This is a genomic window from Bradyrhizobium sp. Pa8, assembly GCF_052588265.1.
In genome coordinates, this window is sequence record NZ_CP176767.1 from 413,200 (window position 1) to 429,930 (window position 16,731).

Genomic DNA, 16,731 nt, shown 5'->3' on the forward strand with positions numbered 1-16,731 from the left:
CTTCAATTTGAAGTTCCTAACCGGACTTGCGGCAAGAGAGTCGGAACTTCAAATCGGCGGCACGAGCACCATGAACGATACCACGTCAGATCCCCCCAAGCTGAGCTGGTGGCGCCGCCTGTCCAACGGGCTGAAGCGCACCTCGTCCTCGCTCGGGACCGCGGTCGCCGACCTCGTCACCAAGCGCAAGCTCGACCGCGCCATGCTCGACGACATCGAGGACGTGCTGCTGCGCGCCGACCTCGGTACCTCGGTCGCGGTGCGGATCGCGGATGCCGTCGGCACGGGGCGCTACGACAAGGCGATCTCGGCGGACGAGGTCAAGGACGTCGTCGCCACCGAGGTCGAAAAGGTGCTGGCGCCGGTGGCAAAGCCGCTCGAGATCGATACGGCCAAGAAGCCGTTCGTCATCCTCGTCGTCGGCGTCAACGGCTCCGGCAAGACCACGACCATCGGCAAGCTCTCGCAAAAATTCGCATCCGAAGGCCGCAAGGTGATGCTGGCCGCCGGCGACACGTTTCGCGCGGCAGCCATCGAGCAGCTCAAGGTCTGGGGCGAGCGCACCAGGACGCCGGTCATCGCCGGCACGCAGGGCTCGGATTCGGCAAGCCTTGCCTTCAGCGCGCTGACGGCGGCGAAGGAGCAGGCCATCGACGTGCTCCTGATCGACACCGCCGGCCGCCTGCAGAACAAGGCCGAGCTGATGAACGAGCTCGAAAAGGTCGTGCGCGTGATCCGCAAGGTGGATGACACTGCGCCGCATGCCGTGCTGCTTGTGCTCGACGCCACAGTCGGCCAGAACGCGCTGTCGCAGGTCGAGGCCTTCCATCGCACGGCGGGGGTCACCGGCCTCGTGATGACGAAGCTCGACGGCACCGCGCGCGGCGGCATCCTGGTGGCGCTCGCGGAGAAATTCAAACTGCCGGTGCATTTCATCGGCGTCGGCGAAGGCGTCGACGATCTCGCGCCGTTCACCGCGCGCGATTTCGCCCGTGCGATCGCCGGAATCGAAAGCTGAGAATGGACAAGACCCAGCCGCATCCGCTGTTCAAGCTCGCGACCGAGCTCGGTCCGCTGCTCGTGTTCTTCTTCGTGAATGCGAAGTTCAATCTGTTCGCCGCGACCGGCGCCTTCATGGTCGCGATCGTCGCGGCGATGATCGCCTCCTACGTGGTGACGCGCCATATCCCGATCATGGCGATCGTGACAGGCGTGATCGTGCTGGTGTTCGGCACGCTGACGCTGGTGCTGCACGACGAGACCTTCATCAAGGTCAAGCCCACCATCATCTATGGCCTGTTCGCGGCGATCCTCGGCGGCGGACTGTTGTTCGGCCGCTCCTTCATCGCTGTGATGTTTGACCAGATGTTCAACCTGACGCCGCAGGGCTGGCGCATCCTCACGCTGCGCTGGGCGCTGTTCTTCGCCGGCATGGCGGTGCTCAACGAGATCGTCTGGCGCACCCAGAGCACGGATTTCTGGGTGAACTTCAAGGTGTTCGGCGTCACGCCGATCACGATGATCTTCGCCATCGCCCAGATGCCGCTGACCAAGCGCTACCATCTCGAACCGGTGTCGCTGGAAGCGAGCGAGGCCGAGGCGGGGGATGTAAGGAAGGGGTGAGCTCTCTCAGCTCGTCATTGCGAGCTGAAATGCGGCCACGCACTCAACTGTCATCGCCCGGCTTGACCGGGCGATCCAGTATTCCAGAGACAGTCGTGAGATACGGTGAGGCCGCGGCGTACTGGATGCCCCGGTCAAGCCGGGGCATGACAGCGATGCTTGTAACTGGCTTGGTCGCTCGCACTGACGACGACGTCAGCTCCCGGCCTTCAATGCCTTCTCCATCTGCGGCAACAACACGGTCCGCAGATTGTCCGGCGTGATCGGTCCGACCAGCTTGTAGACGATGGTGCCCTCGCGTCCGACGACGAACGTCTCCGGCACGCCATAGACGCCCCATTCGATCGAGGCGCGGCCGTTGGCATCCACGCCGACGCGGCCGAACGGGTTGCCGTAGCGGCCGAGGAAACGGCGCGCATTGTCGGCCGCGTCCTTGTAGTTGATGCCGACGAGCTGGAAGCGCTTGTCCTTGGCGAGCTCGGTCAGGAGCGGCGCCTCGTCATGGCATGGCACGCACCAGGACGCCCAGACATTGACGAGGCTGACCTTGCCCTTGAAGGCGGCGGGATCGAGGCCCGGCACCTGCGAATTGTCGGCCTGCAATCCCTCGAGCGGCGGCAGCGCGGTCTGCGGGGCCGGCCGCCCGATCAGCGCGGACGGAATCCGCGAGGGATCGCCGCTGCCGAGCCGGAACCAGAACAGCAGCGCCAGGGCGATGAAGGCGATCAGCGGCAGCACCATCAGGAAGGTGCGGCGCTGCGGCGGAGCGGAAGTCGGTTGATCGCTCATGATTGATCGCTCACGGCGTGTCCGTTGCGCTGCGTCCGGAGCGGCGCGTGACGCCGCTGCGGTCGAGCTCGCGCAGGCGCTCGGTCTGGCTGCGATAGTCGAGCACGATCCAGCCGATCAGGATCACGACGACGAGCGCGGCCGCGGCATAGGACGTCACGATGAAGGACGCGTAGGGACCAAGCGACATCGTCATGCGGCCTTCTGGCTCGCCTGCATCATCTGCAAGGAGCGGACGCGGCGGCGCAAGATCTCGTTGCGCATCGCCGCCAGGTGCAACGTGACGAACAGCAGCGTGAACGCGATGGCCATCAGCAGCAGCGGAATCAGGAACGATTTGTCGAGCGTCGAGCCGCCCATGCGCATCACCGACGCCGGCTGGTGCAGCGTGTTCCACCAATCGACCGAGAACTTGATGATCGGCAGGTTGATCGCGCCGACCAGCGTCAGCACCGCGGCCGCGCGCGCCGCGCGCGAGGGATCCTCGACCGCGCGCCACAGCGCCATCAGGCCGAGATACATCAGGAAGAGGATCAGCACCGAGGTCAGCCGCGCGTCCCATTCCCAATAGGTGCCCCACATCGGCCGGCCCCACAGCGATCCCGTGAGCAGCGCGAGGAAGGTGAAGGCAGCGCCGATCGGCGCGGCGGCTTTGGCCGCGACGTCGGCGAGCGGATGCCGCCACACCAGCGTGCCCAACGAGGCGATGCTCATCACGCCCCAGACGAACATCGACAGCCAGGCGTTGGGCACGTGGATGAACATGATCTTCACCGTCGCGCCCTGCTGATAGTCGTCGGGCGCGAGAGCGGACTGGTAGAGGCCGATGGTGAGCAGGATGACGGTCGCGGCCGCAAGCCACGGCAGCACCCGCGCCGTCAGCGCGAGGAACCGTGTCGGATTGGCGAGGTCGATCAGCGTCATGGTATTCTGATAATCACAGGTAGGCACTCACGCAATCAGCATAAAAGCGCGCAGCGAAAGTTGATCGGGGTCAAGGGCAATCCAGCCCATTTCAATCGAGACCATGGCGCAGGCTCGCGGCCGCCGCGAAAGGGCCGATGATGAGGCTGACCAGCGACAGCGCGCACAGGATCGAGAACGGCGCGCCGAACGTCATGGGACCGACGATCACGGCCTGCGAGGCCGCGACGCCGAAAATCAGCACCGGAATCGACAGCGGCAGCACCAGCACGGCCATCAATAGTCCGCCCCGGTGCAGCGTCACCGCGAGCGCCGCGCCGATCATGCCGGTGAAGGTCAGCGCCGGCGTACCGGCCAGGAGCGTCAGCGCCACCGCCCCGGTTGCGACCATGTCGAGGTTGAGCAGCAGGCCGAGCACCGGGGTTGCGACAATCAGTGGCAGGCCCGCCGCCAGCCAATGCGCCAGCGCCTTGGCGGCGCAGGCGAGTTCCAGCGGCGTCCGGCTCATCGCGATCAGGTCGAGCGAGCCGTCCTCGTGGTCGGCCATGAACAGCCGGTCCAGGGTGAGCAAGCTCGCCAGCAGCGCGCCGAGCCACAGGATCGCCGGTCCCAGCCGCGACAGCAGCGCCAGATCCGGCCCCACCGCGAACGGCATCAGCACCACCACGGTCAGGAAGAACAGCACGCCGATCAGCGCCCCGCCGCCGACGCGGAGCGCGATCCGGATGTCCCGGCGGATGAGCGCGGACAGGGCGGTCATGGGGTGGCTCCGACGGCGAGGCGGCCAAGTGAGCCCAATTCATGGCCCAAGCAAACTGGGCTCCCTCCCCCCTTGCGGGGGAGGGCGGGGGAGAGGGGTAGCCCCGGGGAAAGTGCTTGTCGGGTCTCGACCTCCAGCAACGGAGCGCCTGTTTCCCAGGCGCTAGAGCCGAAACGTCCTACCGTGTGGCACCCCTCTCCCTGACCCTCCCCCACAAGGGGGCAGGGAACGGACGGAGCGGTGCCAGGCCTCTCGAAAAGCTGAGGGTCAGCGAATCTCATACCATCTCCCCAATCCTCAGCTCCCGCGAATCGATCCCCAGCGGCGCATGGGTCGCCGCGATGATCAGGCCGCCGCGGCCGAGATGCTCCCGCATCAGGCCCTCGAACATGCCCTGGCCGGCCACGTCCAGCGCCGTGGTCGGCTCGTCCAGCAGCCAGACCGGGCGGCGCACGGTCAACAGCCGGGCCAATGACAGGCGGCGGCGCTGGCCGGCGGACAGGAAGGCGGCCGGCAAATGGGTGGCATGATCGAGCCCGACGATGGCGAGGCTCTTGGCCGCATCACTGCGCTCGCCGCCCAGAAAATCAGCCCAGAATGACAGGTTTTCCGCCACGCTCAGCGCCGGCTTCAGGGCGTCGCGATGGCCGAGATAGTGGCACTGCTCGGGCAGCGTCAGCTCGGCATCGCCGCCGGCGAGCGCGATTGTCCCGCCGGCCGGAATCAGCAGGCCCGCGATCAGCCGCAGCAGCGAGGTCTTGCCCGAGCCGTTGCGGCCGACGACCGCCACGGTCTCGCCGGCGACAGCCTCGAAATCGAGCCCGGAAAACACCTCGCGGCCGCCGCGCACGCAGACGACCCCGCGTCCGGACAGCTGCATCTTGCCTTGGTTCAATCCGCTCAAAGCCTGGCCTCAGGAAATCTTGGGGTAGCGCATGGGAATTTTTGGCTCGCGGATTGCTGCGGCACGTTTGTGGCTGTGGCGGCGCGGTTAGAAAGCTTCTATAAGCCCGGAACTACTTGATGCAGCAACTCAACCTGCCCCTGCAAGCGAACCAGCCGGACTCGCTGACGGTGTTAAAATACCCCTTGCCGGGTATAACTAACAATTGGGATTTTCCTACATGACCTCGCTCGACAGCTTCAAATGCAAAAAGACCCTCAAGGTCGGCGCCAAGACCTATGTCTATTACAGCCTGCCCACGGCCGAGAAGAATGGTCTGAAGGGAATTTCGAAACTCCCCTATTCGATGAAGGTTCTGCTCGAGAACCTCCTGCGCAACGAGGACGGCCGCACGGTCAAGAAGGAAGACATCGTGGCGGTGTCTAAGTGGCTGCGCAAGAAGTCGCTGGAGCATGAGATCGCGTTCCGCCCGGCCCGCGTGCTGATGCAGGATTTCACCGGCGTGCCGGCCGTGGTCGATCTCGCCGCGATGCGCAACGCGATGCAGAAGCTCGGCGGCGATGCCGAGAAGATCAATCCGCTGGTTCCGGTCGACCTCGTCATCGACCACTCCGTGATCGTGAACTTCTTCGGCGACAACAAGGCCTTCGGCAAGAACGTCACCGAGGAATACAAGCAGAACCAGGAGCGCTACGAGTTCCTGAAGTGGGGCCAGAAGGCGTTCTCGAACTTCTCCGTCGTGCCGCCCGGCACCGGCATCTGCCATCAGGTCAATCTCGAATATCTCTCCCAGACGGTCTGGACCAAGAAGGAGAAGATGACGGTCGGCAAGAAGACCGGCACCTTCGAGGTCGCCTATCCCGACTCGCTGGTCGGCACCGACTCCCACACCACCATGGTCAACGGTCTCGCCGTGCTCGGCTGGGGCGTCGGCGGCATCGAGGCGGAAGCCTGCATGCTCGGTCAGCCGCTGTCGATGCTGCTGCCCAACGTCGTCGGCTTCAAGCTGAAGGGCGCGATGAAGGAAGGCGTCACCGCGACCGACCTCGTGCTCACCGTCACGCAGATGCTGCGCAAGCTCGGCGTGGTCGGCAAGTTCGTCGAGTTCTTCGGCCCCGGCCTCGACCACCTCTCCGTCGCCGACAAGGCGACGATCGCCAACATGGCCCCCGAATACGGTGCGACCTGCGGCTTCTTCCCGGTCGACGCCGCTGCGCTCGACTACCTCAAGACCTCCGGCCGCGCTCCGGCGCGCGTCGCGCTGGTGCAGGCCTATGCCAAGGCGCAGGGCCTGTTCCGCACCGCCAAGTCGGCCGATCCGGTGTTCACGGAAACGCTGACCCTCGACCTCGGCGACGTCGTTCCCTCGATGGCCGGTCCGAAGCGCCCCGAAGGCCGCATCGCGCTGCCGTCGGTCGCCGAAGGCTTTTCGCTTGCGCTCGGCACCGAGTACAAGAAGACCGAAGAGCCGACGAAGCGCTTTGCCGTCGACGGCAAGAACTTCGAGATCGGTCATGGCGACGTCGTGATCGCCGCCATCACCTCCTGCACCAACACCTCGAATCCGAGCGTCTTGATCGGCGCCGGCCTGCTTGCGCGCAACGCTGCCGCCAAGGGCCTCAAGGCAAAACCGTGGGTGAAGACCTCGCTCGCGCCGGGCAGCCAGGTGGTCGCGGCCTATCTCGCCGATTCCGGTCTCCAGGCCGATCTCGACAAGGTCGGCTTCAACCTGGTCGGTTTCGGCTGCACCACCTGCATCGGCAATTCCGGTCCGCTGCCCGAGGAGATCTCGAAGTCGATCAACGACAACGGCATCGTCGCGGCCGCCGTGCTCTCCGGCAACCGCAACTTCGAAGGCCGCGTCTCGCCGGACGTGCAGGCGAACTATCTGGCTTCGCCGCCGCTGGTCGTCGCCCACGCGCTCGCGGGCAGCGTCACCAAGAACCTCGCCGTCGAGCCGCTCGGTGAAGGCAAGGACGGCAAGCCGGTGTACCTCAAGGACATCTGGCCGACGACGAAGGAGATCAACGCCTTCATGAAGAAGTTCGTGACCGCGTCGATCTTCAAGAAGAAGTATGCCGACGTGTTCAAGGGCGATACGAACTGGCGTAAGATCAAGACGGTCGAGAGCGAGACCTATCGCTGGAACATGAGCTCGACCTACGTGCAGAACCCGCCCTATTTCGACGGCATGAAGAAGGAGCCGGAGCCGGTCACCGACATCGTCGAGGCGCGCATCCTCGCCATGTTCGGCGACAAGATCACCACCGACCACATCTCGCCGGCCGGTTCGATCAAGCTCACCTCGCCCGCCGGCAAATATCTCAGCGAGCATCAGGTGCGTCCGGCCGACTTCAACCAGTACGGCACGCGTCGCGGCAACCATGAAGTGATGATGCGCGGCACCTTCGCCAACATCCGCATCAAGAACTTCATGCTGAAGGGCGCTGACGGAAATATTCCGGAAGGCGGTCTCACCAAGCACTGGCCCGACGGCGAGCAGATGTCGATCTACGACGCCGCGATGAAGTACCAGCAGGAGGAAGTGCCGCTGGTGGTGTTCGCCGGTGCCGAATACGGCAACGGTTCCTCGCGCGACTGGGCTGCGAAGGGCACGCGCCTGCTCGGCGTCCGCGCCGTGATCTGCCAGAGCTTCGAGCGCATCCACCGCTCCAACCTGGTCGGCATGGGCGTGCTGCCGCTGACCTTCGAGGAAGGCACCTCCTGGTCGTCGCTCGGCCTGAAGGGCGACGAGAAGGTCACGCTGCGCGGCCTCGTCGGCGACCTGAAGCCGCGTCAGAAGCTGACCGCGGAGATCGTCTCCGGCGACGGTTCATTGCAGCGCGTTTCGCTGCTTTGCCGCATCGATACGCTGGACGAGCTCGATTACTACCGGAACGGCGGCATTCTGCACTACGTGCTGCGCAAGCTCGCGGCCTAAGCGCGAATTTGTGAACGGTGGCTCACCGCGACGTGAGTAGAAGGTTAAACGAGGGCGGCCTATCACAGGGCCGCCTTCGTGCGTTAGAACACGCGTCCGATGGTCCCGCCCGGCGGAAAACCTCGCTCCGGACGGCTGAATGTACGATGCCCGTAAGACTACGGTGACCATCAGGCGATAGGATTTTCCCCCACGCGTGCGAGGTGTGACGTTCAACATGACTGCAATGATGGCTTCTAATCTGGTTTCGCGCTGGTCCGGTGCACTCTGGTCGGGAGCACTCGGCATCTGCGCCATCGTCGCCGTCATCCGTCCCGCCGAGGCTGATCCCCGCGCCGTGGTCGAGCTCTTCACATCGCAGGGCTGCTCCTCCTGCCCGCCCGCCGACCAGGTCATCGGCGATCTCGCCAACGACCCGTCGATCATCGCGCTGAGCATGCCGATCGACTATTGGGATTATCTCGGCTGGAAGGACACGCTTGCGGATTCGCGCTTCTCGGCGCGGCAGCGCGCCTATTCGCGCATGCGCGGCGACCGCGAGGTCTATACGCCTCAAGTCGTGGTCAACGGTTCGACGCATGTCATCGGCAGCGACCGCGCCGGCATCGAGAGCGCGATCGGCAAGACCGACAAGGGCACCGGCGTGATGAGCGTGCCGGTGACGATGTCGCTTGCAGGCAAGCAGATCAACGTCTCGGTGGCGGCGAGCAAGGAGTCACCGGTCTCGCACGGCGAGGTCTGGATCTGCTCGATCACGAAATCGGTGCCGATCGCAATCAGCCGCGGCGAAAATCGCGGGCAGCAGATCACCTATCACAACGTCGTGCGCAACCTGCTCAAGGTCGGCGACTGGAACGGGCGTCCGGAAAGCTGGACGGTGCCGTTGGAAAATCTCACGCGCGACGGCGTCGACGGCGCTGTGGTCTATGTCCAGGACGGCAGCCGTGAGAAGCCGGGTGCGATGCTCGGCGCGGCGTACACGTCGCTGCACTAGATCCGATTTCTCTCGATAGCGTCGCACGCGCTCTCACGCCTCATGATGAGGAGCGCGCCCTCGCGCGCGAGGCGGACGATGCTGCGCATCGCCGCGAGAACCATGCAGGCCCGGCTGATGCAGCTCGATCTCGATCCTTCGAGACGCCGTTTCGCGGTTCCTCAGGATGAGGGGAGAGAGTTGTCTTCGCGTTAATCAGAGGGAAGCTGGTCGTGCCGGAAACGTCACGACACAAACCAAAAAGGACCAACTTGCGTTGGCCCTCCTTGTCGCGCGTACAGACCCGATCCTGACGGCCCCGGGGGGCTGGGGGCTGAGGAATCCGGAACCGAAAGGACCGGGTCAACGCACATAAGTCTTTTCGCAATGCAGGGCGGCAGGCGCTTGGCAGAAAAGCGGCGATATCAAGATTCCTTCTAACGATCCCGTGACGGTTTGCCGCGACAGAGTTCCACTCCTGCGTGTGCTCCGATTCGCACCTGATTCAATGAGTTGAGTGAAGAGCCCCTTGCGGCGGGGAACGGTTGGCGCGATCATGCAACTGTCATGATCCGCGGTTCCGGGGACGGTCTTCGCGGATGCGATCATGCCGCGAGATGAGGAGGCGCTCGATGAGTCTGACGCCGGAGGATGCCGATCCGAGCGAGCAGCGCGCAGTGGCGCGCCCCGCCGCTGCGAATGCCCAACCCAACCGGGTGACATTCAACCGGCTGGAACTGAACCGCATCCTCAACCTCTACGGCCGCATGGTCGCCGACGGCGAGTGGCGCGACTATGCCATCGACTTCCTGAAGGACCGAGCGGTGTTCTCGGTCTTCCGCCGCGCCTCGGAGGTCCCGATCTATCGCATCGAGAAAGACCCGCGGCTGGCGCGCAAGCAGGGCATGTACAGCGTGATCTCGGCGACCGGCCTGATTCTGCGCCGCGGCCACGAGCTCGAGCGCGTGCTGCTGGTGATCGATCGCAAGCTGGCGGTGGTGTAGCCGTAGTGCCGTAGGATGGGTAGAGCGAAGCGAAACCCATCACCTTCGGTCACTCAGACTGGGCTTGATGGGTTTCGCTGCGCTCTGCCCATCCTACGATGTCAGCTCGCGCCCTATTTCCCCGGCACCGTGCTCGCGCCTTCGCCGAGGTCGCGCTGCATCATCACCGTGTCGAGCCAGCGGCCGAATTTCAAGCCAACATTCGGATGCGTGCCGATCATCTTGAAGCCGCCGCGCGTGTGCACGCCGATCGAGCCGGCATTGGCGGAATCGCCGATCACCGCGATCATCTGGCGGAAGCCGCGCGCCTCGCATTCGGTGATCAGCCGCTCCAGCAGCAATGAGCCGATGCCGCGGCGGTGGAACGAGGGATCGAGATAGATCGAGTTCTCGACCGTGAAGCGGTAGGCCGGGCGCGGCCGGTAGGCGCCGGCATAGGCATAGCCGGCGACGCGGCCGTCGAGGATGGCGACGAAATAGGGATAGCCGCCGTCGATCAGCGCGCGGTAGCGGCGCGTCATCTCGGCCAGATCCGGCGGCGCCAGCTCGAATGTCGCGGTGCCCTCGCGGACGGCCTGCTGGTAGATGGCGGTGATGGCGGGAAGGTCGGCCTCAATGGCGGGCCTGATCTCAGGTGCGGACATGGGAGGAAGATTAGAGCCTTCCCGGGACGGCTGGAAGGGGGCGAAGGCGCCTCTCCGCCGTCATTGCGAGCGCAGCGAAGCAATCCAGAAATGCGCCTGCGGAGGGTCTCTGGATTGCTTCGTCGCAAGCGCTCCTCGCAATGAGGGCGTTTGGGGAAAGATCCCGGCGCAAACAAAAACCCCGGCCTCTCGGCCGGGGTTCGTATCCGTTCTCTCGGTTGATCGCTTAGTCGCGCTGGCCGAGGAGCTGCAGCAGCAGCGTGAACAGGTTGATGAAGTTCAGGTACAGCGACAGCGCGCCGGTGATGGCCGCACGCTCTGCGATGTCACCGCCGGCCGAGGCGTAGCCGTAGATGTAGTCGTTCTTCAGTCGCTGGGTGTCCCAGGCGGTGAGGCCGGCGAACACCAGCACGCCGACCACGGACACGATGAACTGCAGCATCGTGCTGGCCAGGAACAGGTTGACCAGGCTCGCGATGATGATGCCGATCAGGCCCATGAACAGGAACGAGCCCATCCCGGTCAGATCACGCTTGGTGGTGTAGCCGTAGAGGCTGAGCGCGCCGAACGTGGCCGCGGTGATGAAGAACACCCGCACGATCGAGGTGTGCGTGAACACCAGGAAGATCGAGGACAGCGAAATGCCCATCAGCGCCGCGAACACCCAGAACAGGATCTGCGCGGTCGAGGGGGCGAGACGGTTGATGCCCGCCGAGATCACGAACACCATCGCGAGCGGCGCGAGCATGAACAGCCACTTCAGCGGGCTGACGAACATCGCGTAGCCGAACGGCGTCAGGAACAGCTTGCCGACGCGGACGGCTTCCGGGGTCGGAACGTCGGTCACGGCGGCCATATAGACGCCGAGCGCGGCCAAGCCGGTGATGGCGAGGCCGATGCTCATGTAATTGTAGATGCGCAGCATATAGGCGCGCAGGCCGGCATCGACCGTCGCGGCGTCAACACGCCCGGCGGCCCTGCCGAAAGGAGAAGCGTAGTTACGGTCTAGGTCCGACATGGTCGAATTCCCGTTGGTTAGCCCGGTCCGGCATGAGGGTCGCCATGCCGCCGGTTCGTCAAATTCTATCTCGGATACCGATCTGTGCCGACTAAATTCTGGCTCATAATCGGGGCTCCGAACCCATTGGATATGTGGGAAACTAACACATTCGCTGCAACCGTCCACGCGCGGCTGAATGTCGCCCTCGCCCGCAATCCTGGCGAGCAGACGTGGTTAATCGCTGGAATCGTGCGATTCCGACATCGCGGGGTCGCCCGCTACCATTTGTCACAAATTCCGCAACACCGTGGCGGGCTTTTTGTTCAATGCCAGCAGCGTCCCGGCAAGCCCAAGTCCGACCGTGACCACCAGGGCCGCCGCGACCACGCCGGCCGCGCTGCCGGCCTGCCAGACGAAACTCAGCGTCATCAGCCGCGTCACGATCATCCAGGCCGCGATGCTGCCGGCGATCACGCCGAACACCGCGGTGGCAAGTCCGATCAGCAGGTATTCGAGGGCATAGGCGCCGAGCAGCCGCAGCCGGGTCGCGCCGAGGGTCTTGAGGATCACGGCATCGTAGACCCGGTGGCGGTGGCCGGCGGCGAGCGCGCCGCCCAGTACCAGGATCGCCGAGATCAGGGTCACCGCGCTGGCGCCGCGGATCGCGAGCGCCAGATTGGTCACGACCGAGCCAACCGTCTCCATCACCTCGCGCACGCGCACGCTCGTCACCATCGGATAGGCGTCGGCGACCTCCTTGATGATCTTGCCGTCGCCGGCCGCAGTGCCGCCGGTCTCGGTCAGCGTCGCGATATGGGTATGCGGTGCGCCCTTGAAGGCGTTGGGCGAGAACACCAGCACGAAATTGATGCCCATGCCCTGCCAGTCGATGGTGCGCAAATTGCCGATCTTGGCGGGGATGTCGCGGCCGAGCACATTGACCACGATCTCGTCGCCGAGCTTGAGACCGAGCCCGTCGGCGATCTTCTTCTCCATCGAGACCAGCAGCGGGCCGGAATAGCCGGCGCTCCACCATTCGCCCTCGACCACCTTGGAGCCCTTCGGCAACTCGGCGGTGTAGGTCAGGCCGCGGTCGCTTTGCAGCACCCATTCGGAATCGGTGGTGGGCTTGAGGTCCTCGGCACGGACCCCGCGCGCGGCAACGATGCGCCCGCGCAGCATCGGCACGTCCTCGACCTTTGCGCCTGGCGCGATCCGGCGCAGATAGCCGTCGAACTGCTCGGCCTGCGTGCTCGGGATGTCGATGAAGAAGAACGACGGCGCGTGCTCGGGGAGGGCCGCAAGGAACTGCCGCCGCAGATTGCCGTCGATCTGGGTGATGGTGACGAGCACGGCGAGCCCGAGCCCGAGCGACAGCACGACGGAGGGCGTCAGCGCGCCCGGCCGGTGGATGTTGGCGATCGCCAGCCGCAGCATCGGCAGGCGCGTGCGCGGCAGCCGGCGCGCGATCGTCATCAGCAGGGCGGCGATGCCGCGGAGCAGGGCGAACACGACGACGGAGGAGGCCACGAACACCGCGGCGATGCGCTTGTCGAAGGACAATCCGATCACGACCGCGATCAGCAGCGCGATCACGACGGCCATGAACACGACATAGCTCCAGCGCGGCCGGTGCCATTCGGAGCTGATGGTGTCGCGGAACAGCGCGGCGACAGGCACGTCGTGCACCCGCCCGAGCGGCCACAGGCCGAAGGCGAGCGCCGTGAGCAGGCCATAGACGAAGGACAGCGCGAGCTCGTCGGCATGCACGGCCGGCACCACCGGCAGCGGCAGCAGTTTTCCGAACAGGCCGACGATGGCGAACGGCATGGCGGCGCCGAGCGCAAGGCCGATCACCGAGCCAATTCCCGCCAGCAGGAGGACCTGCGCCAGATAGATGCCGAACACGTCGCGGCCGGTGGCGCCGACCGCCTTGAACGCCGCGATGACTTCGAGCCGGCGGTCGATATGGCTCTTGACGGCATTGGCGACGCCGACGCCGCCGACCAGGAGCGCCGCGAGGCCGACCAGCGTCAAGAATTGCGTGAAGCGGTTGATGTTGCGCTCGAGCTGCGGCGAGGCATTGGAGCGGCTGCGGATCTCCCAGCCGGCCTGCGGCGCAGCGTTGCGCGCGTCCGCGATGAAGGCGTCGGTGGCGCGCTCGCTGTTGCCGGTGTCGGGCAGCTTCACCCGGTACACCCAGCGCACCAGGCTGCCGGGCTGGATCAGGCCGGTGGCGCGCAGGCCCGCCTCGCTGATCAGGAAGCGCGGCCCGAAACCGATGCCGCCGGCGAGCTTGTCGGGCTCGGCTTCGACGGTGCTGCGGATCTGGAACGTTGCGCTTCCGATGGTGACGCGGTCGCCGGTCTTCAGCGACAGCCGCGCCAGCAGCGTCGGATCGGCGGCGGCACCGAACGCGCCGTCGCGCTCTGCGAGCAGGTCGGACATCGGCAGCGGCGGCGCCAGCGTCAGCTGGCCCAGCATCGGATAGGTGTCGTCGACCGCCTTCATCTCGACCAGCGCGAGCTGGCCGTCGGCGGAGCGCGCCATCCCGCGCAAGGTGGCGGCGGTGGACACGGTGCCGCGCGAGCGCAGGAAGGAGACTTCCTCGGGCTTGGCCTCGCGCTGGAACAGCACGAAGGAGACGTCGCCGCCGAGCAGCGTGCGGCCCTCGCGCGCGAGACCGTCGCTCAGGCTTGCCGAGACCGAGCCGACGCCGGCAATGGCCATCACGCCGAGCGCGATGCAGGCGATGAAGACATAGAAGCCGCGCAGGCCTCCGCGCAATTCGCGCAGCGCGTAGCGCAGCGACAGCGCGACGCCGTTGGGCTTCGCGGACGGTTCGGCCGCGATGCTCATGCCGGGGCAGACTGGGTGTCGATGCGGCCGGAGCGCAGGCGGATCACACGATCGCAGCGCTGCGCGAGCGAGGAATCGTGCGTGACCAGCACCAGCGTCATGCCGCGCTCGGCGTGTTTGTTGAACAGAAGATCGACGATCTGTTTTCCCGTCGCCTCGTCGAGATTGCCGGTCGGCTCGTCCGCGACGAGGATGGCGGGATCGGGCGCCAGCGCGCGGGCGAGCGCGACGCGCTGCTGCTCGCCGCCGGACAGCTGCGTCGGATAGTGATGCAGGCGATCGCCGAGTCCGACCGATTGCAGCTCCTGCGCCGCGCGTCTTGCAGCGTCAGGGTTGCCGGCGAGTTCGAGCGGCACGGCGACGTTCTCGAGCGCCGTCATGGTCGGGATCAGATGGAAGGACTGGAAGACGATGCCGACCTGGCGGCCGCGGAAGCGGGCCAGCGCGTCCTCGTCGAGGGCATTGAAAGGCGTGCCGTTGACCACCACCTCTCCGCTATCAGGACGCTCCAGCCCCGCCATCACCATCAGCAGCGTGGATTTGCCCGAGCCTGACGGGCCGATCAGGCCGATCGTCTCGCCCGAGGCGACCCGCAGGCTGATATCCTTGAGGATGTGAACGCGTGCCGCGCCCGTACCCAATGAAAGATTGACGTTGGAGATGGCGATGGTGTCCGGCGCGGTGCCGGCGAGCGAAGAGGTTTCGATGCGACTGTCCATGGTCCGGTCATATGGCAACTCCGCACACGCGGTCGAGAGGCGTTACGGATTGTTCATGCACATAGCCGTGTTGATGTTCGCTTTGATGACGGCGGTGGATCCGGCATGGGCCGAAGCGGCAAAGCCGGCCAAGCTTGTCGTTCTCGGCGATTCCCTGAGCGCCGGCCTCGGCCTCCCGACCCAGGACGCATTCCCCACAAAACTTCAAAAAGCCTTGCAGGCCAAAGGCATAGCGGTCGACATGACCAATGCGGGCGTGTCCGGCGACACCTCGTCCGGCGGCCGTGACCGGCTCGACTGGTCGGTCCCGGACGGAACCGACGGCGTGATCATCGAGCTCGGCGCCAACGACGCGCTGCGCGGCATCGATCCCGACCTGACGCGCACTGCGCTGACCGACATCGTCCGGCGACTGAAGGCACGCAAGATCGCGGTGATGCTGTGCGGCATGCTGGCGCCGCCGAATTACGGCGCGGAATACGCCGCGCGCTTCAATTCGATTTATCCGGATATTGCGAAGAAATTCGACGTGCCGCTCTACCCGTTCTTCCTCGACGGTGTCGCGGCCGACGCCAAGCTCAACCAGGCCGACGGCATTCATCCGACCGCCGCCGGCGTCGACATCATCGTCGGCAACATCATGCCCACCGTGGAGGCATTTTTGCGCAACATAAGCGAGCAGCGCCGCTGAAAAGCGGGCACCGCTAACCCTAATTCCCAGGGTTTTACCGGGGTGAGCCGCGCGATGCTTCGCAGAGTCATACAACTGCGATAGGAATCAGGGTACCGGTGATTCGTCGCCGGCTCTAAAATTTGGATATGATCCTTCCCAGGGATCATGCCCAAGCATCGGGAGTGCGAAACGATGCCGCGTTTGTTCACAGGTCTGGAAATTCCGGCCGAGATCGGCCAGACGCTTTCCAATTTGCGGGGCGGCCTTCCCGGCGCCCGCTGGGTCGATCCCGAAAATTATCATGTTACCCTGCGCTTCATCGGCGATATCGACGGCATGTCCGCCAACGAGATCGCATCGATGCTGTTTCGCGTTGATCGCAAGCCCTTCGAGGTGAAGGTGCAGGGGCTCACGAGCTTCGGCGGCCGCAAGCCGCGCGCCGTGGTCGCAACCATCGCGCCGAGCAAGCCGCTGATGGAATTGCAGGCCGAGCTCGAACGCATGATGCAGCGCATGGGCCTCGATCCCGAGGGGCGCAAGTTCACCCCGCATGTCACGCTGGCCCGGCTGCACGACGCCTCCGACCGCGACGTCGCCGACTATCTCTCGCTGCGCGGTTACTTCCCGAGCAAGGCGTTCATGGCCGAACGCTTTGTCTTGTTCTCGTCACGCGCATCGACCGGCGGCGGCCCCTATGTGGTCGAGGACGCCTACGAGCTGTGTGAGTAGCACCGCTCTCGTGCCCCGGACGCGGCGCAGCGCCATCAGCGCGTTTACGCGCGTCTTCGACACGCTATGGCGGTGCGCTGCCGAGCCGGGGCCCATCGCTCCACGATCGATGTACGAAATAGTGAGTCCTGGCTCTGCGCAGGGTTACTGCGTGCTGGGACGCGGAACGCATACCTCTCGCACCAATTC

General features: G+C 65.3%; 16 protein-coding genes. 7 read left to right on the forward strand and 9 right to left on the reverse strand.

Annotated elements, in window-relative coordinates; translation table 11 throughout:
- The first annotated feature begins 70 nt into the window (after positions 1 to 70).
- A complete protein-coding gene (ftsY, locus tag ACKWRH_RS01930) occupies positions 71 to 1,018 on the forward strand; it encodes a signal recognition particle-docking protein FtsY (RefSeq protein WP_445219102.1) in 948 nt (315 codons plus the stop codon).
- Between the two features lie 2 nt (positions 1,019 to 1,020).
- Positions 1,021 to 1,623: a septation protein A gene (locus ACKWRH_RS01935; RefSeq protein WP_445219103.1), complete on the forward strand. Its 603-nt coding sequence runs from the start codon at positions 1,021 to 1,023 to the stop codon at positions 1,621 to 1,623.
- Between the two features lie 195 nt (positions 1,624 to 1,818).
- Here ACKWRH_RS01935 and ACKWRH_RS01940 read toward each other — a convergent pair whose 3' ends face one another.
- From ACKWRH_RS01940 to ccmA, 5 genes are all read right to left on the reverse strand, one after another.
- The gene (locus tag ACKWRH_RS01940) at positions 1,819 to 2,412 is read right to left on the reverse strand and encodes a DsbE family thiol:disulfide interchange protein (RefSeq protein WP_282524166.1); all 594 of its coding nucleotides are present in this window, start codon (positions 2,410 to 2,412) and stop codon (positions 1,819 to 1,821) included.
- Between the two features lie 10 nt (positions 2,413 to 2,422).
- Positions 2,423 to 2,608, reverse strand: a complete 186-nt coding sequence (ccmD, locus tag ACKWRH_RS01945) for a heme exporter protein CcmD (RefSeq protein WP_014490637.1) — start codon at positions 2,606 to 2,608, stop codon at positions 2,423 to 2,425.
- Positions 2,605 to 3,336, reverse strand: coding sequence for a heme ABC transporter permease (locus ACKWRH_RS01950; protein ID WP_445219104.1), 732 nt, complete (start codon positions 3,334 to 3,336; stop codon positions 2,605 to 2,607). Before ACKWRH_RS01950 ends, ccmD begins: the two co-directional genes overlap by 4 nt.
- Before the next feature lie 91 nt (positions 3,337 to 3,427).
- Positions 3,428 to 4,096: a heme exporter protein CcmB gene (ccmB, locus tag ACKWRH_RS01955; RefSeq protein ID WP_445219105.1), complete on the reverse strand. Its 669-nt coding sequence runs from the start codon at positions 4,094 to 4,096 to the stop codon at positions 3,428 to 3,430.
- A 277-nt stretch (positions 4,097 to 4,373) separates the two neighbouring features.
- Positions 4,374 to 4,976 carry a heme ABC exporter ATP-binding protein CcmA gene (gene ccmA, locus ACKWRH_RS01960; protein ID WP_445222604.1) on the reverse strand — a complete coding sequence of 201 codons (603 nt, stop codon included), beginning with the start codon at positions 4,974 to 4,976 and terminating at the stop codon, positions 4,374 to 4,376.
- Positions 4,977 to 5,220: 244 nt separating this feature from the next.
- On the opposite strand from ccmA, the gene acnA reads away from it, so the two are divergent.
- The 3 genes from acnA to ACKWRH_RS01975 all read left to right on the forward strand — a co-directional run bounded on the left by acnA (position 5,221) and on the right by ACKWRH_RS01975 (position 9,918).
- Positions 5,221 to 7,941 carry an aconitate hydratase AcnA gene (acnA, locus tag ACKWRH_RS01965; RefSeq protein WP_445219106.1) on the forward strand — a complete coding sequence of 907 codons (2,721 nt, stop codon included), beginning with the start codon at positions 5,221 to 5,223 and terminating at the stop codon, positions 7,939 to 7,941.
- A gap of 217 nt (positions 7,942 to 8,158) precedes the next feature.
- Positions 8,159 to 8,935, forward strand: a complete 777-nt coding sequence (locus tag ACKWRH_RS01970) for a DUF1223 domain-containing protein (RefSeq protein WP_445219107.1) — start codon at positions 8,159 to 8,161, stop codon at positions 8,933 to 8,935.
- Positions 8,936 to 9,546: 611 nt separating this feature from the next.
- Complete coding sequence (locus ACKWRH_RS01975; RefSeq protein WP_014490631.1) at positions 9,547 to 9,918, forward strand: DUF2794 domain-containing protein; 372 nt, start codon at positions 9,547 to 9,549, stop codon at positions 9,916 to 9,918.
- Positions 9,919 to 10,031: 113 nt separating this feature from the next.
- Here ACKWRH_RS01975 and ACKWRH_RS01980 read toward each other — a convergent pair whose 3' ends face one another.
- From ACKWRH_RS01980 to ACKWRH_RS01995, 4 genes are all read right to left on the reverse strand, one after another.
- A complete protein-coding gene (locus tag ACKWRH_RS01980; protein WP_445219108.1) occupies positions 10,032 to 10,562 on the reverse strand; it encodes a GNAT family N-acetyltransferase in 531 nt (176 codons plus the stop codon).
- A 226-nt stretch (positions 10,563 to 10,788) separates the two neighbouring features.
- Complete coding sequence (locus ACKWRH_RS01985; protein ID WP_014490629.1) at positions 10,789 to 11,580, reverse strand: Bax inhibitor-1/YccA family protein; 792 nt, start codon at positions 11,578 to 11,580, stop codon at positions 10,789 to 10,791.
- Positions 11,581 to 11,850: 270 nt separating this feature from the next.
- On the reverse strand, positions 11,851 to 14,421 hold the full coding sequence (locus ACKWRH_RS01990) for an ABC transporter permease (RefSeq protein ID WP_445219109.1): 2,571 nt from the start codon (positions 14,419 to 14,421) through the stop codon (positions 11,851 to 11,853).
- Positions 14,418 to 15,140, reverse strand: a complete 723-nt coding sequence (locus ACKWRH_RS01995) for an ABC transporter ATP-binding protein (protein ID WP_445219110.1) — start codon at positions 15,138 to 15,140, stop codon at positions 14,418 to 14,420. The genes ACKWRH_RS01990 and ACKWRH_RS01995 overlap by 4 nt, the downstream gene beginning before the upstream one ends.
- 55 nt (positions 15,141 to 15,195) lie before the next feature.
- Here ACKWRH_RS01995 and ACKWRH_RS02000 point away from each other — a divergent pair, with 55 nt between their 5' ends.
- Complete coding sequence (locus ACKWRH_RS02000) at positions 15,196 to 15,831, forward strand: GDSL-type esterase/lipase family protein (RefSeq protein ID WP_445219111.1); 636 nt, start codon at positions 15,196 to 15,198, stop codon at positions 15,829 to 15,831.
- A gap of 174 nt (positions 15,832 to 16,005) precedes the next feature.
- Complete coding sequence (thpR, locus tag ACKWRH_RS02005) at positions 16,006 to 16,542, forward strand: RNA 2',3'-cyclic phosphodiesterase (protein ID WP_282524177.1); 537 nt, start codon at positions 16,006 to 16,008, stop codon at positions 16,540 to 16,542.
- Positions 16,543 to 16,731 lie beyond the last annotated feature (189 nt).